The 24,838-nt window shown below is 71.7% G+C and carries 20 protein-coding genes and 1 pseudogene; 11 read left to right on the forward strand and 10 right to left on the reverse strand.

Annotated features, from left to right (window positions below; genetic code table 11):
• Positions 1 to 9: 9 nt before the first annotated feature.
• On the reverse strand, positions 10 to 819 hold the full coding sequence (locus DMA15_RS01185) for an NAD(P)H-binding protein (protein ID WP_125510797.1): 810 nt from the start codon (positions 817 to 819) through the stop codon (positions 10 to 12).
• Between the two features lie 105 nt (positions 820 to 924).
• Between DMA15_RS01185 and DMA15_RS01190 the strand changes: the two genes are divergently transcribed.
• Positions 925 to 1,341 (forward strand): helix-turn-helix domain-containing protein, encoded by a 417-nt coding sequence (locus tag DMA15_RS01190; RefSeq protein WP_125510798.1) that lies wholly within the window; start codon positions 925 to 927, stop codon positions 1,339 to 1,341.
• Between the two features lie 79 nt (positions 1,342 to 1,420).
• Here the strand turns inward: DMA15_RS01190 and DMA15_RS01195 are convergent, their stop codons facing one another.
• Entirely contained in the window at positions 1,421 to 3,640 is a 2,220-nt protein-coding gene (locus DMA15_RS01195) for an MMPL family transporter (RefSeq protein WP_125510799.1), read from the reverse strand.
• A gap of 299 nt (positions 3,641 to 3,939) precedes the next feature.
• The gene (locus tag DMA15_RS01200; RefSeq protein ID WP_125510800.1) at positions 3,940 to 5,118 is read right to left on the reverse strand and encodes an epoxide hydrolase family protein; all 1,179 of its coding nucleotides are present in this window, start codon (positions 5,116 to 5,118) and stop codon (positions 3,940 to 3,942) included.
• Between the two features lie 405 nt (positions 5,119 to 5,523).
• Between DMA15_RS01200 and DMA15_RS01205 the strand changes: the two genes are divergently transcribed.
• Together DMA15_RS01205 and DMA15_RS01210 are read left to right on the forward strand one after the other, a co-directional pair.
• Complete coding sequence (locus DMA15_RS01205; protein ID WP_125510801.1) at positions 5,524 to 6,303, forward strand: arylamine N-acetyltransferase; 780 nt, start codon at positions 5,524 to 5,526, stop codon at positions 6,301 to 6,303.
• A 156-nt stretch (positions 6,304 to 6,459) separates the two neighbouring features.
• Positions 6,460 to 6,936, forward strand: coding sequence for a VOC family protein (locus tag DMA15_RS01210; RefSeq protein ID WP_125510802.1), 477 nt, complete (start codon positions 6,460 to 6,462; stop codon positions 6,934 to 6,936).
• Between the two features lie 925 nt (positions 6,937 to 7,861).
• Here the strand turns inward: DMA15_RS01210 and DMA15_RS01220 are convergent.
• A pseudogene (locus DMA15_RS01220) lies at positions 7,862 to 8,587 on the reverse strand (class I SAM-dependent methyltransferase); the annotation flags it as partial.
• A 150-nt stretch (positions 8,588 to 8,737) separates the two neighbouring features.
• Here DMA15_RS01220 and DMA15_RS01225 point away from each other — a divergent pair.
• Entirely contained in the window at positions 8,738 to 9,586 is an 849-nt protein-coding gene (locus DMA15_RS01225; RefSeq protein ID WP_125510803.1) for a hypothetical protein, read from the forward strand.
• Between the two features lie 99 nt (positions 9,587 to 9,685).
• Positions 9,686 to 10,579 carry a slipin family protein gene (locus DMA15_RS01230; RefSeq protein WP_125510804.1) on the forward strand — a complete coding sequence of 298 codons (894 nt, stop codon included), beginning with the start codon at positions 9,686 to 9,688 and terminating at the stop codon, positions 10,577 to 10,579.
• Here DMA15_RS01230 and DMA15_RS01235 read toward each other — a convergent pair.
• Complete coding sequence (locus DMA15_RS01235; RefSeq protein WP_125510805.1) at positions 10,487 to 10,984, reverse strand: GNAT family N-acetyltransferase; 498 nt, start codon at positions 10,982 to 10,984, stop codon at positions 10,487 to 10,489. The two genes, DMA15_RS01230 and DMA15_RS01235, sit on opposite strands and share 93 nt — an antisense overlap.
• A gap of 163 nt (positions 10,985 to 11,147) precedes the next feature.
• Positions 11,148 to 13,928 (reverse strand): hypothetical protein, encoded by a 2,781-nt coding sequence (locus tag DMA15_RS01240; RefSeq protein WP_240659643.1) that lies wholly within the window; start codon positions 13,926 to 13,928, stop codon positions 11,148 to 11,150.
• Positions 13,929 to 14,078: 150 nt separating this feature from the next.
• On the opposite strand from DMA15_RS01240, the gene DMA15_RS01245 reads away from it, so the two are divergent.
• From DMA15_RS01245 to DMA15_RS01255, 3 genes are all read left to right on the forward strand, one after another.
• The gene (locus tag DMA15_RS01245; RefSeq protein WP_125510807.1) at positions 14,079 to 14,522 is read left to right on the forward strand and encodes a DUF3093 domain-containing protein; all 444 of its coding nucleotides are present in this window, start codon (positions 14,079 to 14,081) and stop codon (positions 14,520 to 14,522) included.
• 4 nt (positions 14,523 to 14,526) lie between these two features.
• Positions 14,527 to 15,672, forward strand: a complete 1,146-nt coding sequence (locus DMA15_RS01250) for a diaminopropionate ammonia-lyase (RefSeq protein ID WP_125510808.1) — start codon at positions 14,527 to 14,529, stop codon at positions 15,670 to 15,672.
• 289 nt (positions 15,673 to 15,961) lie between these two features.
• Positions 15,962 to 16,402 carry a subtilase-type protease inhibitor gene (locus DMA15_RS01255; RefSeq protein ID WP_125510809.1) on the forward strand — a complete coding sequence of 147 codons (441 nt, stop codon included), beginning with the start codon at positions 15,962 to 15,964 and terminating at the stop codon, positions 16,400 to 16,402.
• 148 nt (positions 16,403 to 16,550) lie between these two features.
• Here DMA15_RS01255 and DMA15_RS01260 read toward each other — a convergent pair whose 3' ends face one another.
• Genes DMA15_RS01260 through DMA15_RS01270 form a run of 3 tightly spaced genes read right to left on the reverse strand, consistent with a single transcriptional unit; the run spans position 16,551 to position 19,037 of the window.
• A complete protein-coding gene (locus DMA15_RS01260; protein ID WP_125510810.1) occupies positions 16,551 to 17,333 on the reverse strand; it encodes an aminoglycoside phosphotransferase family protein in 783 nt (260 codons plus the stop codon).
• Positions 17,320 to 17,769: a hypothetical protein gene (locus DMA15_RS01265; RefSeq protein ID WP_240660148.1), complete on the reverse strand. Its 450-nt coding sequence runs from the start codon at positions 17,767 to 17,769 to the stop codon at positions 17,320 to 17,322. Before DMA15_RS01265 ends, DMA15_RS01260 begins: the two co-directional genes overlap by 14 nt.
• 47 nt (positions 17,770 to 17,816) lie before the next feature.
• Entirely contained in the window at positions 17,817 to 19,037 is a 1,221-nt protein-coding gene (locus DMA15_RS01270; protein WP_125510811.1) for a CoA transferase, read from the reverse strand.
• A 156-nt stretch (positions 19,038 to 19,193) separates the two neighbouring features.
• On the opposite strand from DMA15_RS01270, the gene DMA15_RS01275 reads away from it, so the two are divergent.
• The gene (locus tag DMA15_RS01275; protein ID WP_125510812.1) at positions 19,194 to 19,715 is read left to right on the forward strand and encodes a GNAT family N-acetyltransferase; all 522 of its coding nucleotides are present in this window, start codon (positions 19,194 to 19,196) and stop codon (positions 19,713 to 19,715) included.
• A gap of 83 nt (positions 19,716 to 19,798) precedes the next feature.
• Here DMA15_RS01275 and DMA15_RS01280 read toward each other — a convergent pair whose 3' ends face one another.
• Complete coding sequence (locus DMA15_RS01280) at positions 19,799 to 20,674, reverse strand: TauD/TfdA family dioxygenase (RefSeq protein ID WP_125517167.1); 876 nt, start codon at positions 20,672 to 20,674, stop codon at positions 19,799 to 19,801.
• Between the two features lie 449 nt (positions 20,675 to 21,123).
• Here DMA15_RS01280 and lpdA point away from each other — a divergent pair, with 449 nt between their 5' ends.
• Positions 21,124 to 22,527 carry a dihydrolipoyl dehydrogenase gene (lpdA, locus tag DMA15_RS01285; protein WP_125510813.1) on the forward strand — a complete coding sequence of 468 codons (1,404 nt, stop codon included), beginning with the start codon at positions 21,124 to 21,126 and terminating at the stop codon, positions 22,525 to 22,527.
• 131 nt (positions 22,528 to 22,658) lie between these two features.
• Entirely contained in the window at positions 22,659 to 24,824 is a 2,166-nt protein-coding gene (locus DMA15_RS01290; protein ID WP_125510814.1) for an MMPL family transporter, read from the forward strand.
• Positions 24,825 to 24,838 lie beyond the last annotated feature (14 nt).

The raw sequence follows: 24,838 nt of genomic DNA on the forward strand, positions 1-24,838 counted from the left end.
CGCGGGCGGTCAGCCCCGCACCGCGCGCACGTAGGCCTCGATCGCCGGGCGCGGCTCGCGGCCGAGCAGGGTGCGCAGGTCGTTGCGTTCGATGGACGTGCCGTCCAGGAAGCCGCCGGCGACCGCCGAGTACGTACTCATGAGCATCGGCACCTGGAAGGGCAGCGCCTGGCCCGCCCCGATCAGGGCGGCGCGGGTCGCGGCGAGGGAGCCCGGTTCGTACGAGCCGCCGAGCGCGGCGGCGAGATCGGCGCCGCCGAGGGCGTGTTCGCCGACCAGTTCGTAGGTGCGGCCCGCGTGGGCGGCCGGTGCCGTCGCGACCCTGACGGCGGCCTCCGCCAGGTCCTCGCGGGCCACCGCGGCCAGGCGGCCGGTGCCCAGCGGCGCGGCGATCGTCCCGTCGGGGCCCGGTGCCGCGATCGCGGCGAGGAACTCCGCGTACAGGCCGTTGCGCAGCACCGTCCACCGCAGCGAGGAGGCGCGCAGCCGGCGCTCGGTCCAGCGGTGGGCCAGCGCGTAGGTGAGGTGGTCGCCGTCGCCGCTGAGGCTGGTGTAGACGAGATGGCGCACGCCCGCCTTCTCGGCGGCGGATATCGCGGCGTCGTGGCGGGCGATGACGACGTCGTCCTCAGCGGCGCCCGCGGAGATCACCAGGAGGGTGTCGACGCCGGTGAAGTCCAGCGACGCCGGGTCGTCGAAGTCGACGCGGCGCTCGCCGGGCGCCGGGCTGCGCGTGCCGATGACGACGTCTTCGCGGTCGGCGAGGCGGGCGGTGACGAGCTTGCCGAGGGCGCCCGTGGCGCCGGTGATCATGAGCATGGGATGGTTCCCCCGTGGTGAGTGGTTCCTCTTCGTGAGCCGCTGAGCGGCGGCCCCGGAACCATCATCGGCGGCGGTGATCACACCGCGTAAGGAGGCACTTGAATGTCAGCAGGGCACACCGCGGTAACCACCCCCGCGGCCGCGGACCCGGTGATCAGCTGTGAGACGCCCCAGGACGAGTGCGGGGTCAGGGACGTCCTGGACCGGCTCGGCGACAAGTGGTCCGTGTACGTGGTGGTCGAACTCGCCTCGGGCGTCCTGCGGTTCAAGGAGTTGCAGCGCAGGATCCCCGGCGACATCTCGCAGCGGATGCTCACCGTCACCGTGCGCCGCCTGGAGCGCGACGGCCTGGTGAAGCGCACCGTCTATCCGACGATCCCGCCCCAGGTCGAGTACGAACTGACCGAGATGGGCCACAGCCTCACCCACCTCGTCAAGGCGCTCTCCGACTGGTCGATCGGCCACCGGCCCGCCATCGCCGCCGCCCGCGCCTCGTACGACGCGGCGCAGCGGCCGTGAGCCGAAACGGCTGAGCGGGCCGGCCGGGGCGCTCCCCCAAGGGGATGCCCCGGCCGACCCGCTCAGCGGGTAGGTGGTGTCACCTGCCGACGGGCTGCAGCTCCCGGTCGGTCTCCGCGCCGGGCGTGACCGTGTCGCCGAGGACCTTGTGCAGCTTCTCGCCCTCCACGTCCACGTTCGGCAGCGCCTTGTCGAGCCAGCGCGGCAGCCACCAGGCGGACTTGCCGAGCAGCGCGAGCACGGCGGGGACGATCGCCATACGGACGACGAAGGCGTCGAAGAGGACGGCGACGGCCAGCCCGAAGCCCATCATCTTGATCATGTCGTCGTTCTCCATGATGAAGCCGGAGAAGACGCTGATCATGATGATCGCGGCCGCGGCCACGACCCGTCCGCCGTGGGTGAAGCCGGTCACGACCGACTCGCCGGGGCTCGCCCCGTGGACGTACGCCTCGCGCATCCGGGTCACGAGGAAGACCTCGTAGTCCATCGCGAGACCGAAGACCACGCCGATCATGAAGATCGGCATCATGCTCATGATCGGGCCCGGCTGGTCGACGCCCACGATGTCCGCGAGCCAGCCCCACTGGAAGACGGCGACGACCGCGCCGAGCGCGGCGGCCACCGAGAGCAGGAAGCCGAGCGCCGCCTTGAGCGGGACCAGGATCGAGCGGAAGACGAGCATCAGGAGCAGGAACGCGAGGCCGACGACGAGGCCCAGGTAGGGCAGGAGCGCGTCGTCCAGGGTCTGCGAGAAGTCGATGGTCATCGCGGTCTGGCCGGTGACGAGGATCTCGGAGCCGGTGTCGGTCCCGATCTCCTCGGCGCTGGAACGGATCGACTTGACCAGTTCCTCGGTCTTGTGGTCGCTCGGCCCGGTCTCCGGGACGACGTTCATGATCGCGGTGTTGTCGCCCTTGTTGGGCATCGGATCCGTCACGGCGACGACGCCGTCGACCTTGGCGAGCTTCTCGCCGACGGTCTTGGCGGCGTCCGCCACGCCGGAGTCCTTGCTGACGGTGACCATCAGCGGGCCGTTGAAGCCCGCGCCGAAGGAGTCCGACAGCATGTCGTACGCCTTGCGCTGGGTGCTGTCCGGCGCCGCCGTGCCCTCGTCGGGCAGGCCCAGTTCGAGGCTGGTGGCCGGGATCGCCACCGCGCCGAGGCCGACGACCGCGACGAGCAGGACGGCGAGCGGGCGGCGCAGCACGAAGCGCGCCCAGCGGGTGCCGAGCTTCGGCTTGGCGTTCGGGTCCCGCAGCTCGCTGGCGGACTTCTTGCGGTCCTTGCGGCGCAGCACCTTGCGGCCCGCGAAGCCGAGCAGCGCGGGGATCATGGTGAGCGCGATGAGGACGGCGACCACCACGGTGCCGGCGGCGGCGAGGCCCATCTTGGTGAGGATCGGGATGTTGACGACGGCGAGGCCGGAGAGGGCGACGACGACGGTGAGTCCGGCGAACACCACGGCGGAGCCAGCGGTTCCGGTGGCCCGGCCCGCCGCGTCCTCCGGGGTGCGGCCCTCGGCTATCTCCGCTCGGTAGCGGGAGACGATGAAGAGGGCGTAGTCGATGCCGACGGCGAGGCCGATCATCATCGCGAGCGTGGAGGTGGTGGCGGAGAGGTCGAGCACGCTGCCGAGGGCGGTGATGCTCGAGATGCCGATGCCGACGCCGATGATCGCGGTGAGCAGCGGCATGCCCGCGGCGACCAGCGAGCCGAAGGTGACGATCAGGACGACCGCGGAGATGGCGATGCCGATGAGTTCGGCGCTGCCGCCCATCTCCTGCTCGGCCATGACGGCGTCGCCGCCGGTCTCGACGGTCAGGCCCGCGTCACGGGTCTTGTCGGTGGCCTTGGTGAGGGCCTCGCGCGACTTGTCCGTGAGTTCGGGGGCGGCCACCTTGTACGTCACCGAGGTGTACGCCGTGGTGCCGTCCTTGCTGACGGTCTTCGCCTTGTACGGGTCCTCGACGCCCGCGACCTGCGAGCCCTTGCCGACGGCCGCGATCATCTTGGCGACCTCGGCCTTGGAGTCGGCGGAGGTGATCTTCTCGCCCTCGGGGGCACGTATGACCACACGGGCGCTCGCGCCGTCGGCGCTGGCGTCCGGGAAGCGCTTCTCGAGGAGGTCGAAGGCCTTCTGGGACTCCGTGCCCGGCATCGAGAAGGAGTCCTCGGGCGCGGCGGGCGCGGTCGACGCGGCGACGCCCGCACCTACGAAGAGCGCCACCCAGAGCAGCGCCACGTAACGGCGTCGCCGGAAAGCGAGGCGGCCTAGTTTGTACAGGAACGTAGCCACGGCGAAAGGGACCCCCGTCGGGTTGGGCAGGCAGGAAGTGACCCCCTTCGGCGCGATCGCGCACGTCAGGGGGTCCAGCAGGATGCCCCTCCATACTCACCGCCGTTGACGGGCCAGGAGTCCGACTGCGGGCCGGACTATCGGCCCACGGTCGGTGTACTGCGCCCGGTGGAGTGTCATCCCTTGGGAGGAGAGCGGCTCACCCCGTCTCGTTCACAGGGTGCAGTCACGTGTCAACAGTCCCGCCGTCATTGGCGCGGAACATTCGCTTCCCTTTCACCGGCCACGACCGTGGCCGGTCAGCCGTCGGACCTCAGCGGGCGGAAGAAGTCCCGCAGCTCGCGCGCGACCTGCTCGGGTTCCTCGTGTGCCATGAAGTGCCCGCCGTTGTGCGGCGTGCTCCAGTGCCGCAGATCGGTGAAGACGCGTTCGGCGAGGCTCTTCGGGTAGTGCGCGAAGGCCGGTTCATGGCTGAGAGTGACCGCTCCGGGGACGGTGATGGGCGGCACCGGCCTGTTGTGCCGTACGTAGTCGTAGTACTGCCGGAAGGACGAGCCGATGCTGCCGGTGGCCCAGTAGAGGGTGGCGACGGTCAGCAGGGTGTCCTTGTCCCAGCGGGTCTCGAGGTCGCCGTCGCAGTCGCTCCAGTCGCGGTACTTGTCGATGATCCAGGCGAGCAGGCCGGCCGGGGAGTCCCGCAGCGCGGCGGCGAGCGTGTCGGGCCGGGTGCACATGATCTCGCTGTAGCCCTGGTCTGTGGCGTCGTACGCGTCGAGGTGGTCGAGGTAGGCCTGCTCCTCGGCGGTCGGCGGGGCCGCGGTGAAGTCGGCGGAGACCACCGCGGAGGTGATGTGCACGCCGGCGACCTCGCCGGGGAAGCGGGCGCCGAGCCACTGCGTGACCCCTCCCCCGATGTCGCCGCCGAAGGCGCCGAAGCGCCGGTAGCCGAGGGTCTCGGTCATCAGGGCGTGCCAGATGCCGGCGACGCCCTCGCGGGTGAACGGCCCCTTCGGCAGCCCGGAGTGGAGGAAGCCGGGCAGCGAGGGCACGACCACGTCGAAGGCGTCGGCGGGGTCGCCGCCGTGGCCGCCGGGGTCGACGAGCCGCCGGGCGAGGTCCAGCATCTCGACATAGCTGCTGGGCCAGCCGTGGCTGAGAATCAGCGGCAGCGGCGCGGGGGCGCCGTCGGGGCGGGGCGCGCGCAGGTGGACGAAGTGGACGGGTGCGCCCGCGACTTCGGCGATGCGGTGCGGGAAGGCGTTGAGCGCGGTCTCGGCGGCCCGCCAGTCGAAGCCGTCCGCCCAGTAGGTGACGAGGTCGCGCAGGTAGTCGGGGTCGGTGCCCGCGGCCCAGTACGTCGGGTCGGTCGCCGTGGTGAAGAGGGTGCGCCGCAGGCGTGTGCGCAGGTCGTCCAGGACGTCGTCGGGGACGGAGACCTGGAAGTCACGGACAGGGGCCTGCGAGGAGGTGGTGTTCACGGGTGTTTCGGTTCCTTCGCTCAGGAGTACGCGTGGGCGTTCGCGGTGGTGGGGCGCTCCTGGGCGGAGGCGTCTGCGGCCTCGGTGGTGCGGAAGAGGCAGGCGTCAGACGCGGACTGCGGTCAGGAGGGCCCGGACGGAGTGCTGGTGCTGCGGGGTCATCGGGCTCACCTCCTGGTTCTCTCGCGTCGTGCGGCATCTCATGGGGCGCGTGCGTCGTGCCGCGCCGCACGGGGTGCGTGCGTTCGTCGGCGACTATACACACGTACTGGCGTACGTCATCCGGGAATTGACGCGCGAGAGGCGGGCGGGAAGCGGTCGTCCGGGAGTCCTAGGACCGACGTCCGGTGCGGGCGCCGACGGAGGTCCGTGGACCGGGTACCGCTCCCCCAGCACACTGGCCCCATGGACACCGAACAGACCGACGCCTACCTGCGGCGCATCGGCGCCGCGCGCCCCGTGGCCCCCACCTCCGACGCCCTGCGCGCGCTGCACCTCGCGCATCTGCGCAGCGTGCCCTTCGAGAATCTGTCGATCCATCTCGGCGAGGAGATCGAGCTGACCTCGCGGGCCCTGGTGGCGAAGGTCGTGGAGGCGCGCCGCGGCGGCTTCTGCTACGAACTCAACGGCGCCTTCGCCGCTCTCCTCACGTCGCTCGGCTTCGATGTCACGCTGCTCCAGGCCCGGGTGTACGACGACGGGCGGCTCGGCATCCCCTTCGACCATCTGGCGCTGCGCGTACGCACGCGGGACGGCGGGGACTGGCTCGCGGACGTCGGCTTCGGCGCCCACAGCCATCTGCCGCTCGTCCTCGGTGAGCGGGGCGAGCAGGCCGACCCGGGCGGCACGTTCCGCCTCGTGGAGCGCGCGGAGGGCGATCTGGAGGTCGTCAAGGACGGCAAGCCGCAGTACCTGCTCGAATCGCGCCCGCGCGCGCTGGACGACTTCACGAGCGGTGCCTGGTACCACCGGACCTCGCCCGAGTCCCACTTCACCCGGTCGCTGGTCTGCTCGATCGTCACGGGTGACGGGCGGGTCACGCTCAGCGGCCGCACCCTCACCGCCACGGTGGAGGGCGAGCGCCGGATCACCGAGCTGGCCACGGAGGCGGAGGTCCTCGCGGCGTACGAGCGGCACTTCGGCATCCGTCTGGCGAAGGAGCCGCGCGTGCGGGAAGCCCGGTGAGCGGGATGGCCATGAGCCGGTGATCGTGTGGCGATGAGTTCTGGGCGGTGGGACGGTCCCCATAGAGAAAGCTCCCCATAGAGAAAGCTGCCCCGGAGAGAGCTTCGGCCACAGAGCGTGCGGACATGACCGCCGCGTACGCGACAGGAGAGTGCCATGCCCACGATCACACCCAACCTCTGGTTCGACACCCAGAGCCAGGAGGCCGCGGAGTTCTACGTCTCGGTCTTCCCGAACTCCGAGATCAAGGAGGTCTCGTACTACGGAGAGGGCGCCCCGCGCCCGGCCGGCACCGTGCTGACGGTGGACTTCGTGCTGGACGGTGCGCGCTTCACGGCGATCAACGGCGGCCCCGAATTCACCTTCGACGAGGCGGTCTCCTTCTCCATCGACTGCGCCGACCAGGAGGAGGTCGACCACTACTGGGCGAAGCTCTCCGAGGGCGGCGAGGAAGGGCCCTGCGGGTGGCTCAAGGACAAGTACGGGCTGTCCTGGCAGGTCGTGCCCGCCGCGCTCCCCAAACTCCTGACCGACCCGGACCCGGGGCGTGCCCAGCGCGCCATGCAGGCGATGCTCGGCATGAAGAAGCTCGACATCGCCGCCCTGCACGCGGCGGCCGACGGCACGGCATAGGCGAGACGGCGTGAGCGGCACGGCGTAGGCGGCGAAGTGGCGCACGGGCGCGGCGGGCGATTGGCCCAGCCCCGGGCCGCCGACTCGGGGAGCGCCGTGCCGTCGATCCGCATCCTTCCGCCACCGGGGGCGCCGCGCGTCCTCGCCGCCGCGCAGCCGAGCAATTCCGTCGGTGACGGCGCGTACTACGTCTCGTCCGCGCTGTACCTCACCCGGGTCGTCGGCCTCTCCCCCACCCAGATCGGGCTGGGCCTGACGGTGGCCTGGGCGATCGGGTCGGTGGCCGGGGTGCCGCTGGGCGCGCTCGCCGACCGGCGGGGGCCGCGCGGGGGCGTCGGTGCTGCTCGCCCTGGCCACGGTGGCGGCCGTCGGCTCGTTCCTCTTCCTCCGCTCCTTCCCGCTGTTCCTCGCGGCCGCCGTCGTGTACGCCGTCGCGCAGTGCGGCCTCGCCGCGTCCCGGCAGGCGCTGAACGCGGGGCTCGCGGTAGGCGCGGCCCTCGGCGGTCTGGCGCTGCGGTACGACACCGGCGAGGCGTACCGCGCGGTGTTGCCAGCCCGGTGCGTCGGTGCGCTCCACCTCCACGGCGGGATCGCGAGGCTGAGCAGCGGCATCCGCAGCAGCACGGCCGCCCGTCGGTGCCGTGTTGCAGGTCGTCGCCGAGACGCAGCACTCCGCGGGGGCGTGGCAGATCGGCTTCGCGCCGGCGCCCGACCGGCACGTCGGCCAGTATCAGGGCTTCTTCGGTACCGGTGTGCCGCTCGCCCGCGCGGTGGGGCCGCTCCTGCTGACCTGGCTCCTCGTGGTGTGGGGCGTGCCGGGGTGGCTGGTGCTCGGGGCGGTGTTCCCCGGGGCGTCGCTCGCGATGGGCCCCGCGGTGCGCTGGGCGGAGCGGGCGAGCGCGGTCGCGCGGGAGGCGGAGGGCGCCTTGCGGGCCACCACCAAGCGCCAGCGGGGGCTGCCGTCGGGGCGTCTGCCGAACTCCTCCAGGGGCAGCAGCCGCACGTCGAAGCCCGCGTCTCTCAGGTCCCGGCAGACCCCGCCCAACGCGAAGGTGCGGTAGTACATGACGAAGCGCGGCCGCCACAGCAGGTTCCGTACGCGCATCATCCCGTCGAAGCCGAGCAGCGCCCAGTACCACGGGGACGTGACGGGCTGCGGGGCGCCGATCGGGAAGGCGAAGAGGCCGCCGGGGCGCAGCGCCCGGTGGACACCGGAGAACAGGGCGGGGCGCTCGGCGGGCAGGAAGTGGCCGAACGCGCCGAAGCTGACGGCCACGTCGTAGCCCTCGGTGAACGGCAGCGCGCGGGCGTCGGCCCGCACCCAGTCGACCGCGGGCCCGCCCCGGCCCGGGTCGCCCACCGCGTCCGCCGCGGCGGCCAGCATCCCCGCGCTGAAGTCCACGCCGGTGACCCGCTCGCGGCACAGCGGCAGCAGCGTCTCCACCCCGGCGCCGGTACCGCAGCACACGTCCAGGCCCGCGTCGAAGGGGCCCAGCGGGCGCAGCGCGTCGGCGGTCGCGGTCAGGAACCGGCCAGGCGTACGGAACGGTGTCCTGTCGAACTTCGGGGCGAGCAGGTCGTAGCCGTGCTCGGTGGAGGAGAGCGCCTGAACGGCCAGCTCGCGCAGCGTGGGACCCTGGGAGGTGAACATCGGCTCCAGGGTAGTCAGGAAGGCGGCCCGGGGCGGCGCGGCCGGGTCGCGCCGTGGCCGGTTACCGCCAGGAGGTCTACCGGGGGGCGGTACGGGTCGGGTAGAGGTGCACGGCAGCCCCAGCCCCTTCCTCACTCCCGGAGGTGCCCCATGGCCACAGACCGGCACAGGACAACGACCGCGTCGGGCAAGACCCGGTTCGACGACATCTACGACCAGCCGGACCCGCGCGCGTACTTCCGCACGCTGGAGCCCTACGCGTACGAGATCCCGCAGCACGCCCAGGCCGTCTTCCGCCGCACGCGCGAGCTGCGCTCCCGGCTCGCGGACGACCCGGGCCCGGTGACGGTCCTCGACGTGTGCTGCTCCTACGGCATCAACGCGGCGCTGCTCAACCACGACCTCACGCTCGCCGACCTGTACGCGCACTACACCTCCGCCGAGACCGCCGTGCTCAGCCCGCACGAACTCGTCGAGTGCGACAAGAAGTTCTACGCCGCGCGGCGCCGCCCGGACGCCACGCCGGTCATCGGGCTCGACACCGCGGCGAACGCCACCCGCTACGCCCTGGACGCGGGTCTGCTCGACGAGGCGTACGCCGAGAACCTGGAGCGGGTCCCGCCCAGCCCCGGCCTGTGCCGGGCGGTCGCCCGCGCCGGGCTGATCACCGTCACCGGCGGCATCGGCTACATCTCGCACCGCACCTTCGACGCGCTGCTCGGGTGCGCGCGGACGCCGGTGTGGGTGAGCGCGTTCGCGCTGCGGACCGTGGCGTACGGGAAGATCTCGGCCACCTTGGCCGAGCACGGTCTGGAGACCGTCACGGACATGTCGCGGACGTATCCGCAGCGGCTCTTCACCAGCCCCGAGGAGCGGCGGGACGCCGTGCGGCAGGTGATCCTGGCCGGTGAGGACCCCGCCGGGCATGAGTCCGACGGCTGGTACCACACGCGGCTGCACGAGTCCCGGCCCCGCACGGACTGGCCCCGCACGGACTGACCGGTCCCCGTATCCGGGGGGCGCCCGGGGCTCGACCGATGGATATATGCGGGCATATCGTGAAATCAATGGCCGACTCGGACGCCAGGGGGTCCCGCCATGGTTCAGGAGCTGCTGACAGCAGGTGCCGCGGTCGCCTCGGGCTGCTTCGTGTACGCCCTGGCGGCGGCCCGCGTGATCAAGCAGTACGAGCGTGGCGTGGTGTTCCGCCTGGGCCGGCTCTCGGGGCGTGTGCGGGGGCCGGGCTTCACCATGGTGGTCCCGGGCGTCGACCGGCTGCGCAAGGTGAACATGCAGATCGTGACGTTGCCGGTGCCCGCGCAGGACGGCATCACGCGGGACAACGTGACCGTGCGGGTGGATGCGGTCATCTACTTCAAGGTGGTGGACGCGGCCAACGCGGTGGTGCAGGTGGAGGACTACCGCTTCGCGGTCTCGCAGATGGCGCAGACGTCGCTGCGCTCCATCATCGGCAAGAGCGACCTGGACGATCTGCTCTCCAACCGCGAAAAGCTCAACCAGGGCCTGGAGTTGATGATCGACAGCCCGGCCATCGGCTGGGGCGTGCAGATCGACCGCGTCGAGATCAAGGACGTGTCCCTGCCCGAGACCATGAAACGGTCCATGGCCCGCCAGGCCGAGGCCGACCGCGAACGGCGGGCCCGCGTCATCAACGCCGACGCCGAGCTACAGGCGTCCAAGAAGCTCGCCGAGGCCGCGAAGGAGATGTCCACGCAGCCCGCCGCGCTCCAACTGCGGCTGCTCCAGACCGTGGTGGCCGTCGCCGCGGAGAAGAACTCCACCCTCGTCCTGCCCTTCCCCGTGGAACTGCTCCGCTTCCTGGAGCGGGCCCAGCAGCCCCTGCCGGAGCGGGCCGGCGCAGGGCGGGAGCCCGAGGTGTCAGAGCGCCAGCAGGTAGCTCGTGCCGGGGCGGCCGTCGAGCCGGATGCCACCGGTGGGCACGAAGCCGGTGCGGGTGAGCACGGCTCGTGAGCCCGGGTTGTCGAGCGTGGTGGCGGCGCGGAGTTCGGTCAGGCCGTACGCGGTGACGGCGAGGTCGCAGGCCTGCCGGACGGCACGTGTGGCAAGGCCCCGGCCGGTGGCGCGCTCAGCGATGCGGTAGCCGAGTTCGGCGCTGCCGTCGGCCACGTCGACGAGGTTGACCCGCCCGAGCACCTCGCCCGCGTCGTCCACCAGCACATGGAAGAAGCAGACGCCCTCGGCCTGTTCGGCGAGCAGGGCGTTGTGGCGTGCCGCGAAGTCACGGAAGTAGTCGTCGCCGCGGTCGGGGACGGAGGCGGCGAAGTAGGCGCGGTTCGCCTTCTCGAAGGCGAGCAGCGCGGGCGCGTGCGCGGGCCCGAGGAGCTGGAGTTCGGGGGCGGTCGAGAGTGGGGGCATGGAGGAACCTTACGCATCCGGCCACCGGTGGCCGGATCCGGCCCGGCACCTGCGGCGCCTTCCGTGACGGTCGAGTCGGGGTGCCAACTCGGCGGGGTCGCCGCCGAGTTGCGAGGGGCGGCCAACTCACGTGCTTTGACACCGAGTTGACCGCCCTTTCACGCTACCGGGCGTCGCGGACCGTGCCGGTGACCACCGGACCACCGTCCTGCGGTTCCCAGTTCTGGTCGTACGGGAACAGCTGGGCCTTCAGGGACTCGTCCGGCTCGCGTGCGGTGTCCTTGACGGTGGGCACGCGCAGTTCGACGCTCTTCTTGCCCGCGGGCAGGAAGAGGAACAGCGACTCGCCGTCCGTCATCTTGGAGAGCGCGCGCTTGGGGCGGGGCTCCTGGCCCACCTCCTCCTCCAGCCAGCGCGGGTCCACGTCGAGCGTGGACAGCTCGGCGCCGCCGTCGACCGGCAGGAAGGCGACCCCGGCCATGACGTCCACGTCGACGGGCTCCGCGAGCGTCATCCGCCACTTCAGCGGCTTGCCCTCGCTGACCTTGTCGGCGACGGGCTCCAGGGTGAGCTCGGGCATCGGGTCGTCGTTCCGTGCCGTCACGCCACCGTGGTGGGAGCCGACCACGGCGCCGCGCACCGCCTTGGCGAACGCGTCGTGCGCGACGTCGTAGCCGTAACGGGTGTCGCCCCGCACCTCGACCGGCACGTCGATGTCGTTGGCGCCGGGGCGCACCGTCACCGTGCGGTACTTGACCTCGTCCGAGCCGGGCTCGGGCGCGAAGAGCCTGACCTTGCCGCTGCCCTTGCCCGAGACGTGCACCGGCACGTGGTAGGTGCGGACCCCGGAGTCGCCCTCGTCGACGGTCAGCCGGCCGATGTCGACGCGGGGCAGGGAGGCCGGCTTCACGTCGGGGGTGCCCGGGCGCCAGCCCCAGGCGTCCATCAGCCAGGCCTTGCCCGAGCGGCTGCGCGGGGTGAGTTCCAGCGTCTTGACCCGCTTGAGGTCCAGCTTCTCCCTGGCCTGCGCGGTCAGCGGCACGCGGACCTCGCGCCCCCAGTAGGAGGCGGTCCGGCCGCTGCCCGGTAGTCCGTCGACGCGGGCGCCGCCGAGCTTCACGCGGTGCCCCGCGGTGTCGGCGAGCGTGACGTCGAACCGGGTGCCCGTGCTGTTGGGCGGCACGATCACGCGCAGCGCCACGTCCTTGGCGCCGGCCAGGGACACCGGGCGCGCGGGAGTCACCCGCACCGGCTTGCCCGCCCGCGTCCAGCGCATCGCCACCGCGTCACGGCCGGGCTCGGGTGAGACCTCCCATCCGGCGAAGTGCGGTGAGGCTCCGCGCACGTTCGGCGGCAGACAGGCGCGGGCCGCGTCCGGATCCACCTGGGCGCACAGCTTTCCGCCCTTGACCTTGGTCGAGGCGTCCGGCAGGAAGGCCTCGGTGCGGCGCGCGCCGACGGCGTGGCTCAGCACGCGGGCGGGGTCCGCCGAGGGGGCGCGGCGGTTCGAACCGTCCAGGAGAGGACGCGCCCGGTCGTCGCCCGCGACGAACAGCCGGGCCGCCGCGGCGATGTACGTGGCGCCCGCGGCCTGCTGCTGCTTGGCGGTCAGGCGGGTCCCCTTGCCGGGCGAGCACACGGGGTCCGAGCCCTCGGACGAGAAGTCGTCCTGGGCGGGCGCCTTCGCCTGTCCGGGAGTCCACTCGCTGTTGAAGAAGTTGTGGTTGGCGCCGACCATGTAGAGCGCGCTGTGCAGGGCGGTGCCGCTGCTGACGCGGCGCGTCCCGTCGACGTAGATCTCGCCCTGGAGGTCGGAGACGTCTCCGTCGCAGCCGGGCAGGATCGTCGCGGAGGGGACGTCGGGTGCCGGGTTCTGCCCGAAGATGGTCGGGCCTATCAGGACGTTGCCCCGTATCTTCCAGCGCACCGGACCGCGGTAGCCGTCCTGGTCGGCGGGGGGCGCGTAGAGGCTGTCGAGCGCGGCCCTGTTGACGCCCTCGCCGCCGCGGGAGTGGCCGACGAGGAGCACCCGCTCCAGGTCGGCGGGCGCGATGTCGCGCACGGCCTTCGGGGCGCTCTCCCGCTGCTCGGCCCACTCCGCCCAGCGGGCGAGGTGCAGCCGTACCAGCGAGGAGCGGGCCTGCGCGCCGCCGTCCTCGGCGAGGTGGTCCTGGCCGTTGATGCCGTTGGCGGCTATGGACACCGTGACGTATCCCTGGGAGGCCAGCAGCTTCTGGGCCTTCTTGTAGCCGTCCTGGCTCGGCACCGGCTTCGTGCCCGCCTTGCAGGGCCACCCGCCGCCCTCCGCGTCCCCGGCGCCGTAGCAGGTGTAGTGGCGGCCGTGCAGGAAGAGGGCGAGCGGGCGCTTGCCCGGCGCGTCGGCGGGGCCGACGACGTGGGCCCGCATCTCCACGGGCTCCGGGAAGCCGGGCAGCCGCTCGGACTTGAGGGTGTACGCGCCGCTGACCGTGCGGTAGCGGCCCGCCTTGCCGGGGTCGACCTCGTTGGCGGGAGGCAGGGCCGCGGGGGACACGGGGCGGGGCGCGCTCGACCCGGTGCCGGATCCGGCCTCGTCCAGGCGGCGCCCGCCGGCCAGTACGCGCAGCTTCTTCACGGACCCGAGGCGCGCGCCGTTCAGCGGCAGGCGGAAGGAGCGGCGGTCCTGCGCGGCGTCGGGCCTGCCGAGGAGCTTGTCCCCGGAGTAGAACTCGACGCGGGCGTCTCCCATCGGCACCGGTTCGGGCGAGACCCAGACCAGTTCCTTCCCGCTGCCCTCGCCCGCCAGCCGCCAGCCCTCGGGAAGGCCGTCGTCGCTGCCGGGCGGGGTGGGCGCCGCGGGCGGCGGGGCGTCGGCGGACGGCAGTGCGTGGGCGGCCCCGGGGGCCGCCGCCGCGAGCGCGAGTACCGCGAGCGCCGTGGTCGCCACTCTTGAGACACGTCTCAAAGTGGTCCTCCTCCTGATCATTCGTCACAGGACACAGAAACGAACTCATGTGCCCCTCTTGCCTCTTCGAGGACGGCAACAGAGGCCTTCGCGTTGCCTCTGGGCGAACCCTCTTCTCGCGGTGGCGGGCGCTCCTGCCAGGATTCGGTCATGCACATCTACGAAGAGCGGCTGAGCGTGCCCCGCTCCTGGTGGGCCCTGGTGGTACTGGGCGGAGCCGGACTCGCGGTCGGGGCGATTCCCTTCGGCGTGGTCGCCGCGGCGACCGTGGCCACGCTCGGCATGGCGGTGGCCGCCGCGATCGTGCACGCGCACGGCAGGGTGCGGATCGTCGTGACGCCGGGCTCCCTCGTCGTCGGCAAGCGGACCATTCCGATCGAGGCGCTCGGCATGACGGAGATCCTCGACGAGCGGGAGGCCTTCGAATGGCGCACGGCGAGGGCGAATCCGTACGCCCTGCTGCTCCTGCGCTCCTACGTGCCCACCGCGCTGCGCATCGAGTTGAGGAACTCCTACGGGGGCGCGCCGTACATCTACGTCTCGACCCGGCAGCCGATGAACTTGGCGGCGGTCCTGGCCTTCTCGCGGAGCTGACTGCGTGGCGGAAACCCCCTCCCTTCCCTGGTACGCCCGTCCCGTCGCACGGGAGTGGACCTGCGCGCCGCCTACGGCAAAGGCGCGCTCGTTCCACACCGCCCTGCCTGATTACGCGCCCACGGCCCTGCGTGAACTCCCCGACCTCGCCGCCGAGTTCGGCGTGGAGCGGATCTTCGTCAAGGACGAGTCGGCCCGGCTCGGCCTGCCCGCGTTCAAGGCGCTCGGCGCGTCCTGGGCGATCCACCGGATCCTGGCGGGGCGCGAGAACGGCACGGCGGCGGAATCGGCTCCGGCTCCGCTGTGCCTCATCACCGCCACCGACGGCAATCACGGCCGGGCCGTGGCCAGGATGGCGAGACAACTCGGCCAGCGCGCACACGTCTTCGTGCCCAAGGGCGTCCACCCGGCGGCGGTGGCCGCCATCGAGGGTGAGGGCGCCGAGGTCACGGCCGTGGCCGGTTCCTACGACGCGGCGGTGCGCGGGGCCGCGGACGCGGCCGGGGCCGGGGCGCCGGGTGCGCTGCTGATCCAGGACACGGCGTGGGACGGCTACGAGGAGATCCCCGCACTGATCGTCGAGGGGTACGAGACGCTGTTCGCCGAGGTCGACGCCCAACTGGCCGCGGCGGGCGCCGGGTGGCCCTCCCTGGTAGCCGTCCCCGTGGGGGTGGGGTCGCTCGCCCAGGCCGCCGTGACGCACTACCGCGGCCGACGGGACACCACGGCCGGCCCGCCTCCCGCGCTCCTCACGGTCGAACCCGAGGCGGCCGCCTGCGTGCTGGCCAGCCTCCGCGCGGGGCGCCTCACCAGCGTCACGACCGGCACCACCGTGATGGCCGGCCTCAACTGCGGCACGCCCTCGTCGCTCGCCTGGCCCGTGCTGCGCGACGGCCTGGACGCGGCGGTGGCCGTCAGCGAAGCCGCCGACGCGGCGGCCGAGCGCGACCTGGCCGCCCTGGGCGTCTCGTCCGGACCGTGCGGCGCCGCTTCCCTCGCCGGGGTGCGCGCCGCCCTCAGCGGCCCGGGAAGCGCCGAGCGCCGGGCCGAGTTGGGAGTGGGGCCCGCTTCGACCGTCGTACTGATCAGTACCGAGGGTACGGCGGCCAACCCGCCGCGGGCCGAGCGGACGCGGGAGAGCCCGATTTAACCCCGGTCCAGCGATGATTTCCGGTCGATGCGAGTGGTCGAAGGAAGAACCAATTTCTTATTACCGCAGGTCAGAGCGTAGTTAGCGTTTATACCAATCGCGGAAGTCCACATGCTGGACAGCCCTCGCGCGGCGATTCCACCGCTCCTGAGCTGCCCGAACGCCCGTACGGGCACCGCCCACCGGACGCACACATCCGGAAATCGACCATCCGTTTGGCACTCACTCTCCGCACCGGCAAGACTCCCCACCGCAGTCATCAACCGCATCGAGCGAAGGAGAGTCCACCATGCGTCGCACCCTCAGGACGATAGGGGCAACCGCTGCGGCGGCCACCTGCGTCCTCGCCGCGACATCAGGCACCGCGCAGGCCGAGGCCCCCGGGCCCAAGAGCCTCTACGCGCCGTCTGCCCTGGTGCTCACGGTTGGCCAGGGCGAGGACGCCAACTCCGCGGCGGTCGAGCGCGCCGTGACGCTGACCTGCGCGCCCCGGCCCGCAGGAAGCCACCCCTCGCCGGCCGCCGCTTGTGCCGAACTCACGAAGGTGGGAGGCCAGTTCGCGCAACTCGTGAACGACAGGCCCGACGCCATCTGCACCAAGGAGTGGCGGCCGGTCACGGTGACCATCAACGGCGTCTGGAACGGCAAGCACGTCAGCTGGGCCGCCACCTTCTCCAACCGGTGCACGATGAAGGCGAGTCTCGGGGAGGGTGCCACATTGTCCTTCTGACGAGATCTGAACCCTGATCCACACTCAGGGGAGTCCCGGTGACCTTTCGTGGGGGAAGGCAGCCGGGACGCGGGGCGGCCCCCGGTGTCCTGGACACCGGGGGCCGTAGTGTCTTCTCCTGGATGATCACGGCACCCCACGGACACGCTCAGCCAGCCAGCAGCGCGCGCAGCCACTGGTCTTCGCGTTCCTCGATGTACTCGGAATCGCTTCGCCAGACATCGCCGTGCCCTTCGACCCACAACCCGGCCCAGGGCCGCACGCCACGGGCGGCCTGGTCACGCAGAAAGTCGTGCATGGAACGCGTTCGGCGCCCCAGCATCGGGACCAGCCGCCGACGCTCAGCTTCGTCGAGACCGTAGGCATCGACGAAGCCGCGCACCCGGTCTGCCGCATCGGGGCGCTGCCAGTTCGGATCGGCGGACAGCGGAATGAACCCGTGGAGCGCGTACGCGACGTCCCACAGGCGGGAACCGGGTCCTGCGCCGTCCCAGTCGATGAAGGCCCACTGGTCTTCGTCTCCGACCACGAGGTTCCAGGGAGCCAGGTCGTGATGGGCGATGATGTCGCTGCCCTCGGCGGGGATCAGCCCCTGCCAGCGCGCGTCAGGCGGCGGCGTGAAGTCCTGCACGGCATCGTGGAAGTCCCGGATCAGCCGTGCCACGCGCGCCAGTTGCCGAGCAGGCTCCAACAGTGAGAACTGACCGGGCCACACCACCTGTCCTGGCAGGAAGGACAGGACCTCGCGCCCTTGGTCGTCGACGCCCAGCGGGTGGGGCGCCGCATGGAATCCCACCGCATGCAGGTGAGTGAGCAGGGCATGGACCGCAGGAGTCCACGGCCCCGTGGGACGACGGACGGTGTCACCGACCCGGACAACGCCCTCGTTGACATTGCCCCCGGCCAACGGCTGTTCCTCATCGCGCTGCATCAGGCCAGTGTGCCGAAGCTTCCGTCCGCGAAACCTCACATTCCCGGTCGCGGGCCAGCGCGTCCAGCCGCTTCAGCACACGGCCGCGCAGCAGTTCGTACTCCTCGCGGCAGCGGCGTATCTCCGGTGGCCGGGTCAGGGGGACGCCGTCCGTCAGCGTCTCGCCCGGCAGGAACTGGCCACGGGTGAGGTCGATTTCCATCCCCGAGGCCAAGCGGTTCCACCAGTGATAACCCGTCCGCTCGCCGTCGACATGCACCTCGCCGAGCATCAGATCACCCCCCAGCAGATCGTTCACGACGAGCGCGGTGACGCCGCACTGGTCACGTTCGGGGTTGTCCGGGGGCCATGTCTCGCTGGAGCCGGGATCGGCGGTGTCCGCGCCCCAACTCTCCCGCACAGCCGTCTCGATGTCGCTCAGGAGGACTGGTGTCATGACGCTCACCTTCGCACCCGCCACTGACAATCAGCCGTCCCCCCAGCTCAGGGAGAGTCCGCCGCCCGTACGACACCGGCCTCGACCGCCCTGTCGATGGTCTCGCCGTCGTATCCCGCCGCGTCGAGCACGTCCCGTGTGTCCGCGCCGGCGGCCCGCACCTCGGGGCGTACCCGCGCCGGGGTGCGGGAGAGGGAGACGGGTGAGGCGAGTCCGCGGTAGTCGTCGGCCTCGACGACCAGGCCGCGGTGGCGTACCTGCGGCGAGGTCAGTGCCTCGGCGACGTCGTGCACCGGCGAGGCCGGGACGCCGCGGGCGGTGAGCTGTGCGGCGAGTTCGGCGCGAGGGCGTGCGGCGATGGTCTTCTCCAGGGCGGCGCGCAGGGCCCTTCGGTGGCGTACGCGCTCCAAGTTCGTGCGGAAGCGGGGGTCGGCCGCGAGTTCCGGTGCCCCGAGTACGTCGGTGAGCGCGCCGAACTGCCGGTCGTTGCCGACCGCGATGAAGACCGGCCCGTCGGCGGCGCCGAAGGAGTCGTAGGGGGCGATGGACGGGTGCGCGGAGCCGGTGCGCCGCGGCACGGCGCCGCCCGCGAGCCACGAGGCCGAGTGCGGGTGGAGCAGGCTGACCGCGGTGTCCAGGAGGGTGCAGTCGACGAGCTGGCCGAGGCCCGAGCGGTGGCGTTCGTGCAGGGCGAGCAGGATGCCGGAGAAGGCGAGGATGCCGGTGACCTGGTCGACGACCGGCACGCCCACGCGCAGCGGGGGCCCGTCCGGCTCGCCGTTGACGCTCATCAGCCCGCCGTACGCCTGGAGCACGGCGTCGTAACCGGGCTGCCCGCCGAGCGGACCGTCGGTCCCGAAGCCGGTGACGCGGCAGTGGATGAGCGCGGGGAAGCGGCGGCGCAGCTCCTCGTCGGGGTAGCCCCACTTGGCGAGGGTGCCCGCCTTGAAGTTCTCGACGAGGACGTCGGTGTCGCACAGCAGGGTGTCGAGGATGTCGCGCCCCTCGGGCACGGCCAGGTCGACGACGATGTTCTTCTTGGCGCGGTTGAGGTTCTGGTAGTACGCGGAGGTGTCCGGCGCGACGAACGGCGGCCCCCAGCCCCGGGTCTCGTCACCGGCCGGGGGTTCGACCTTGATGACGTCGGCGCCGTGGTCGGCGAGCATCTGCGCGCAGTAGGGCCCGGCGAGGACCCGGGACAGATCGAGCACCTTGAGCCCGGCGAGAGCCCCGCCGGAGGCGTTCGGTGTGGCGGGCGGGGTCGTCATCAGGGGGCCCACTTCGTCTGCGCGATCGCGGAGTCAGTAAATCGCGGAGTCGGTAATCGGTATCGGTATCGGTGACCCGTGAGGCTAGGAGCCGCATGATCTCCCGGTCAAGGGGTTCCGGGCCCCCGAGCGGCCGGCTCCCCGCACAATGACCCCATGCACCCCACCCCCGCCCCGATCCGCACGGCCCGGCTCGACCTCGTACCGCTCCGCGTCGAGCACACCGACGAGATGGCGGTCGTACTCGGCGACCCGGCCCTGCACACCTTCATCGGCGGCTCCCCCGCCGACGCCGACGCACTGCGCGAGCGCTACCGGCGGATACTCGCGGGCCCGCCCGAACCGGGCGTCTCCTGGTGCAACTGGGTCATCCGGCTCCGCGACGACCGGCCGCCCCGCCTGGCCGGGACCGTACAGGCGACGATCACCCACGAGGCGAACGGGCCCCTCGCCGAGATCGCCTGGGTGGTCGGGACGCCCTGGCAGGGGCGCGGATACGCCTCGGAGGCCACCCGGGGCCTGGTGGAGTGGCTCGCGGGGCAGGGCGCGCGGGCGGTCGTCGCGCATGTCCATCCCGATCACACCGCCTCCGCGGCCGTCGCGGCGGCCGCCGGTCTCGCCGCCACCGACGTGGTCCATGAGGGCGAGACCCGCTGGGAGTTGGCCTTGCGGAGCTGAGACCGGCACGGGCCGGACATCAGCACGGGCCGACGTCAGTACGAGCCGACGTCAGTAGGGGCCGACGTCAGTAGGGGCCGACGTCAGTAAGGGCGGTCGCCCGCGATCGCGACCCGCTCCGCCACCCGGCGATGCGGCGCGTAGTCGTCGACGGCGTAGTGCTGGGTGGCGCGGTTGTCCCAGAACGCGACGTCGCCCGCCTGCCAGTGGAACCGCACCTGGTACTCCGGCACATGGGCCTGCCGCACGAGGAAGCCCAGCAGCCGGTCGCTCTCCTCGCGGTCCATGCCGACGATGTGCGTGGTGAAGGAGGTGTTGACGAAGAGCGTCCGCCGCCCGGTCTCGGGGTGCGTGCGCACCACGGGGTGGGTGACGGGCGGGAAGCGGTCCTGGAGCGGGGCGAGCTTGTCGGGGCCGTAGAAGCGGGCGAAGCCGGGAATGAAGTCGTGCACGGCCCGCGCACCCTCCACGCGCGCCTTCACCTCCTCGGGGAGGTTGTCGTACGCGGCCGCCATGTCGGCCCACATCGTGTCCCCGCCGTACGGCGGCACCTCGCGCAGCTGCAACACCGCGCCGAGGGCCGGGCGTTCGCGGAAGGTGACATCCGCGTGCCAGACGTTCTCGTACGTCGGGACCGCGCTGCCCCCTTTGTCGAACCGGACGACGTCGTCGGCGGAGCCGCGCGCGAGCAGGGGATTCGTCTCCAGCTCGCCCCAGTGGAGGGCGAAGGCGCGCTGCTGCTCGGCCGTGATGCCCGCGCCGCGGAAGAACAGCACCTTCCACTCCAGCAGGGCCCGGTTCAGCTCCTCGCGCAGGGCGGGGGTGAGGGGCTGCGCGAGGTCGACGCCGCGGATCTCGGCGCCGATGAGGCGGCCCTGGGGCACCACGTCGATCAGCTCGTAGGGTCGCTCCTGCCATCCCTCAGGGAGGCGGCGCAGGGTGCGGCGGCCTTCGTACATGCCGTCGGCGGGGACGCGGGCCTCGCGCAGGGCGGCCGGGGAGAGAGGGGTGCGGTCGGTGACAGACACAGGAGGGTGATCCTTCGGGAAGCGAGAACGGGCGGGCGGGAGTGCCCCCGCACCAGGGATGCCGAGCGGACTTCCGCACGGCTAGCGGCCCGATCGCTCGCACCCGCACCGCCACGGGACGTTGAACGTCCGTGCGACGGCGGTCAGGTGCTGGATCATGGTGGTCATTGTGGGGCGCGGGACGCCCTTGGTCAACCGCCCTCGAACTCCGTACGGGGTATGGCGGTTGGGAGGATGGCAAGGCGCGCGTTCGCCGGAGTCCGCCCGGGCTGGCAGTGGCGTGCGCCACCCGCCCGCCGCCCGGGCCTTCGCATGGCGCATGATCGTGGCACAGAGCCATCCGCACCACTGGATCCGTTCCACCCAGAGAGGACCTCCCCATGGAAGACCGCTTCGACGTCGTCGTGCTCGGAGCAGGACCTGGCGGCTATGTGGCCGCCATTCGCGCCGCCCAGCTGGGCAAGCGCGTAGCGGTCGTCGAAGAGAAGTACTGGGGAGGTGTCTGCCTCAACGTCGGCTGCATCCCGACCAAGGCGCTGCTGCGCAACGCCGAGCTGGCCCACCTCTTCACGCACGAGCAGAAGACGTACGGCATCAAGGTCGACGGCACGGTCTCCTTCGACTACGGCGAGGCGTTCAGCCGCAGCCGCACGGTGGCGGACGGCCGCGTCAAGGGCGTCCACTTCCTGATGAAGAAGAACGGCATCACGGAGTTCGACGGCCGCGGCACGTTCCTGGACGCGAACACCCTCCAGGTGGCGAAGTCCGACGGCACCACCGCCACGATCGGCTTCGAGAACTGCATCATCGCCACGGGCGCCACGCCCCGCCTGCTGCCCGGCACCAGCCGCAGCGAGCGCGTGGTGACGTACGAGGAGCAGATCCTCGCCGACTCCCTGCCGGAGTCCATCGTGATCGCGGGCGCGGGTGCGATCGGCATCGAGTTCGCCTACGTCCTGCACAACTACGGCGTGAAGGTCACGATCGTCGAGTTCCTGGACCGTGTCGCCCCGCTGGAGGACGCGGACGTCTCCAAGGAGCTGGCGAAGCAGTACCGCAAGCTCGGCATCGACGTGCTGACCTCGACACGCGTGGAGTCGATCGACGAGTCGGGCGAGCAGGTCAAGGTGACCGTCACCGGCAAGGACGGCAAGCAGCAGGTCCTGGAGGCGGACAAGGTCCTCCAGGCCATCGGCTTCGCGCCGAACGTCTCCGGCTTCGGTCTCGAGGCGACGGGGGTGGCGCTCACCGAGCGCGGCGCGATCGACGTCGACGGCCGCTGCCGTACGAACGTCCCGCACATCTACGCCATCGGTGACGTCACGGCGAAGCTGATGCTGGCGCACACCGCGGAGGCCATGGGCGTGGTCGCCGCGGAGACCCTCGCGGACGCCGAGACGATGGAACTCGACTACCCGATGATCCCGCGCGCCACCTACTCGCAGCCGCAGATCGCGAGCTTCGGCTGGACGGAGGCGCAGGCCAAGGAGAAGGGCTTCGACGTCAAGGTCGCGAAGTTCCCGTTCCAGGCCAACGGCAAGGCGCACGGCCTCGGCGACACCGTCGGTTTCGTCAAGGTCATCAGCGACGCGAAGTACGGCGAGATCATCGGCGCCCACCTGATCGGCCCCGACGTCACCGAGCTGCTGCCCGAGCTGACCCTGGCCCAGCAGTGGGACCTCACCGTCCACGAGGTGGCGCGCAACGTCCACGCCCACCCGACGCTGGGCGAGGCCGTCAAGGAAGCGGTGCACGGTCTGGCCGGGCACATGATCAACTTCTGACGTCCGCCGGGGGCCCCGCCACGAGACGGGTGGCCGAATTCCGGTCGCCCGAGTGGCGGGGCCGCCCGACCCGTCGGATGCTGGGCGGAACACGACTGTGATGCCTCGGGGGCGAGGAGAGGCAGTAGCCGATGTTCTCTGGTCTGGGTCGATTCGTGGTCCGCCGCCCATGGTGGATCATCCTGGCGTGGGTGGTGGTGGCCGGCGCGGTGATCTCGCTGGCGCCGAAGCTCACCTCCAGCAGCGACGAGGCGAGTTTCCTTCCCGGCCATTACGAGTCGATCCGCGCCGCCGAAGTGCAGGAGAAGGAGTTCCCGAAGCAGCAGAACGTCGGCGCCATCATCGTCTTCGAGCGGTCCGACGGCGAGAAGCTGACGGCCGCCGACTCCGCCGACGTCGACCGTGTCTCCAAGGATCTCCAGGCGAAAAAGATCCCGGAAGTGCAGGCCGTCGTGCCCGGCGAGGTCTCGCCCAACAAGCTCGTGAAGACGTCGGTCATCGCCATGCCGAGGCTCACCGACCCCGAGGACACCTCGCAGCAGGACGCGGTGAAGCAGCTGCGGTCCGATCTCGGGCCGGAGCTGAAGGGCACGGACCTGTCGGCCGGGATCACCGGTACTGCGGCCCAGGCGCTCGACGAGAGCGACGCGTCCGAGCGGGCGGGCCTGCTCGTCGGAGTCGGCACGATCGTGATCATCATCGCGCTGCTCCTGGTCATCTTCCGCAGCCCCATCATCGCGCTGCTGCCCGTCGTCCTCATCGGACTGATCTCGCCGATGGCGACCGGCTTGATCGCCTCCGCCAACAAGGCGTTCGACATGAAGGCGGACTCCTCCATCCAGGAGCTGCTGACCGTCGTCCTGTTCGGCGTCGGCACGGACTACATCCTCTTCCTGCTCTTCCGCTACCGGGAGGCGCTGCGGGCGGGCGAGGATCCCAAGAGCGGCATGGTGCACGCCGTGGAGCGGGTCGGCGAGGCCATCACGTCGGCGGCGGGCGCCGTCATCGTCGCCTTCGCCGCGCTCACGCTCTCCTCGCTCGGCATGCTGCGCTCGATGGGGCCGGCGCTCGCCATCGCGGTCTTCGTGACGCTGCTGGCCGGCCTCACCCTCGTACCCGCCGTTGTCTCGCTGCTCGGCACGAAGGTGTTCTGGCCGTCGAAGTCCTGGCAGCGGGAGCCGCACGGCACCGGTTTCGCCCGGCTCGGCACGTCGATCGCGCGCAAGCCCGCGGTGTGGGCGATCGTCTCGGCGGTGTTCATGGGCGCGCTGGCCCTCGGCGCGTTCGGCTACAAGGCCAACTTCGACCTCGCCGGGTCCTCGCTGCCCAAGGACAAGGAGTCGATGGTCGCCATGGAGGACCTCCAGCGGGGGTTCCCGGCGGGCACCACCGACCCGACCTCCGTCTACCTCTCCTCGACGACGGACGCACCGGTGACCGAGCGGCAGGCCGACGCCTTCCGCGAGCGGCTCGCCGATGTCCGGGGCGTGGGCGAGGTGGCGGCGCCGCGGCTGAGCCCGGACCGTACGACGGCCTCGTACTCGGTGATCCTCTCCGACCCGCCGGCCTCCGACAAGGCCCTGTCGACCCTCAAGGACCGGCTGCGGCCCGCCGCCCACGAGGACGCCCCGGACGGCTCGCGGGCGCTGGTCGGCGGCACGACGGCGGTGTACGTCGACATCAACAAGGCGGTGGACCGCGACTATTCGGTGGTCTTCCCGGTGGCGGCCATCGCCATCATGGTGATCCTCGGCCTGCTGCTGCGCTCCCTCGTGGCGCCGTGGTATCTGATGCTGTCGGTCGCGCTCGGCTTCGGCGCGACGCTCGGCGCGACCTCACTCCTCTTCCAACAGCTCGGCAGCCAGCCCGGGTTGATGTTCATGCTGCCGGTGATCATGTACTTGTTCGTCGTCGCGCTCGGCACGGACTACAACATCCTCATGGTGTCGCGGCTCCGCGAGGAGGCCCGCGAGGGCCGAGACCCGCACGACGCGGCGGGCACGGCCGTCCGGCACTCGGGCCCGACGATCGGCTCGGCGGGCGTGATCCTCGCGGGTACGTTCGCGACGCTGATGCTGGCGGGCAACTCCACGCTCTCCCAGATGGGCTTCTCCCTCTCCTTCGGCATCCTCATCGCCGCGTTCATCATGGCGACGGTCTTCACCCCCGCGCTGACGGCACTCATCGGGCACGCGGCCTGGTGGCCGGGGCACGGGGACGAGAGGCGAAACGGCGGCGGGGCGCCGCCGCCGGGTGCCGAGGAGGAGCGGGTGGGGGGTGTGACGGGGAGGCGGTGAGGGGGCGGGACGTG

This window comes from Streptomyces sp. WAC 01529 (assembly GCF_003945545.1).
Lineage (GTDB): Bacteria > Actinomycetota > Actinomycetes > Streptomycetales > Streptomycetaceae > Streptomyces > Streptomyces anatolicus.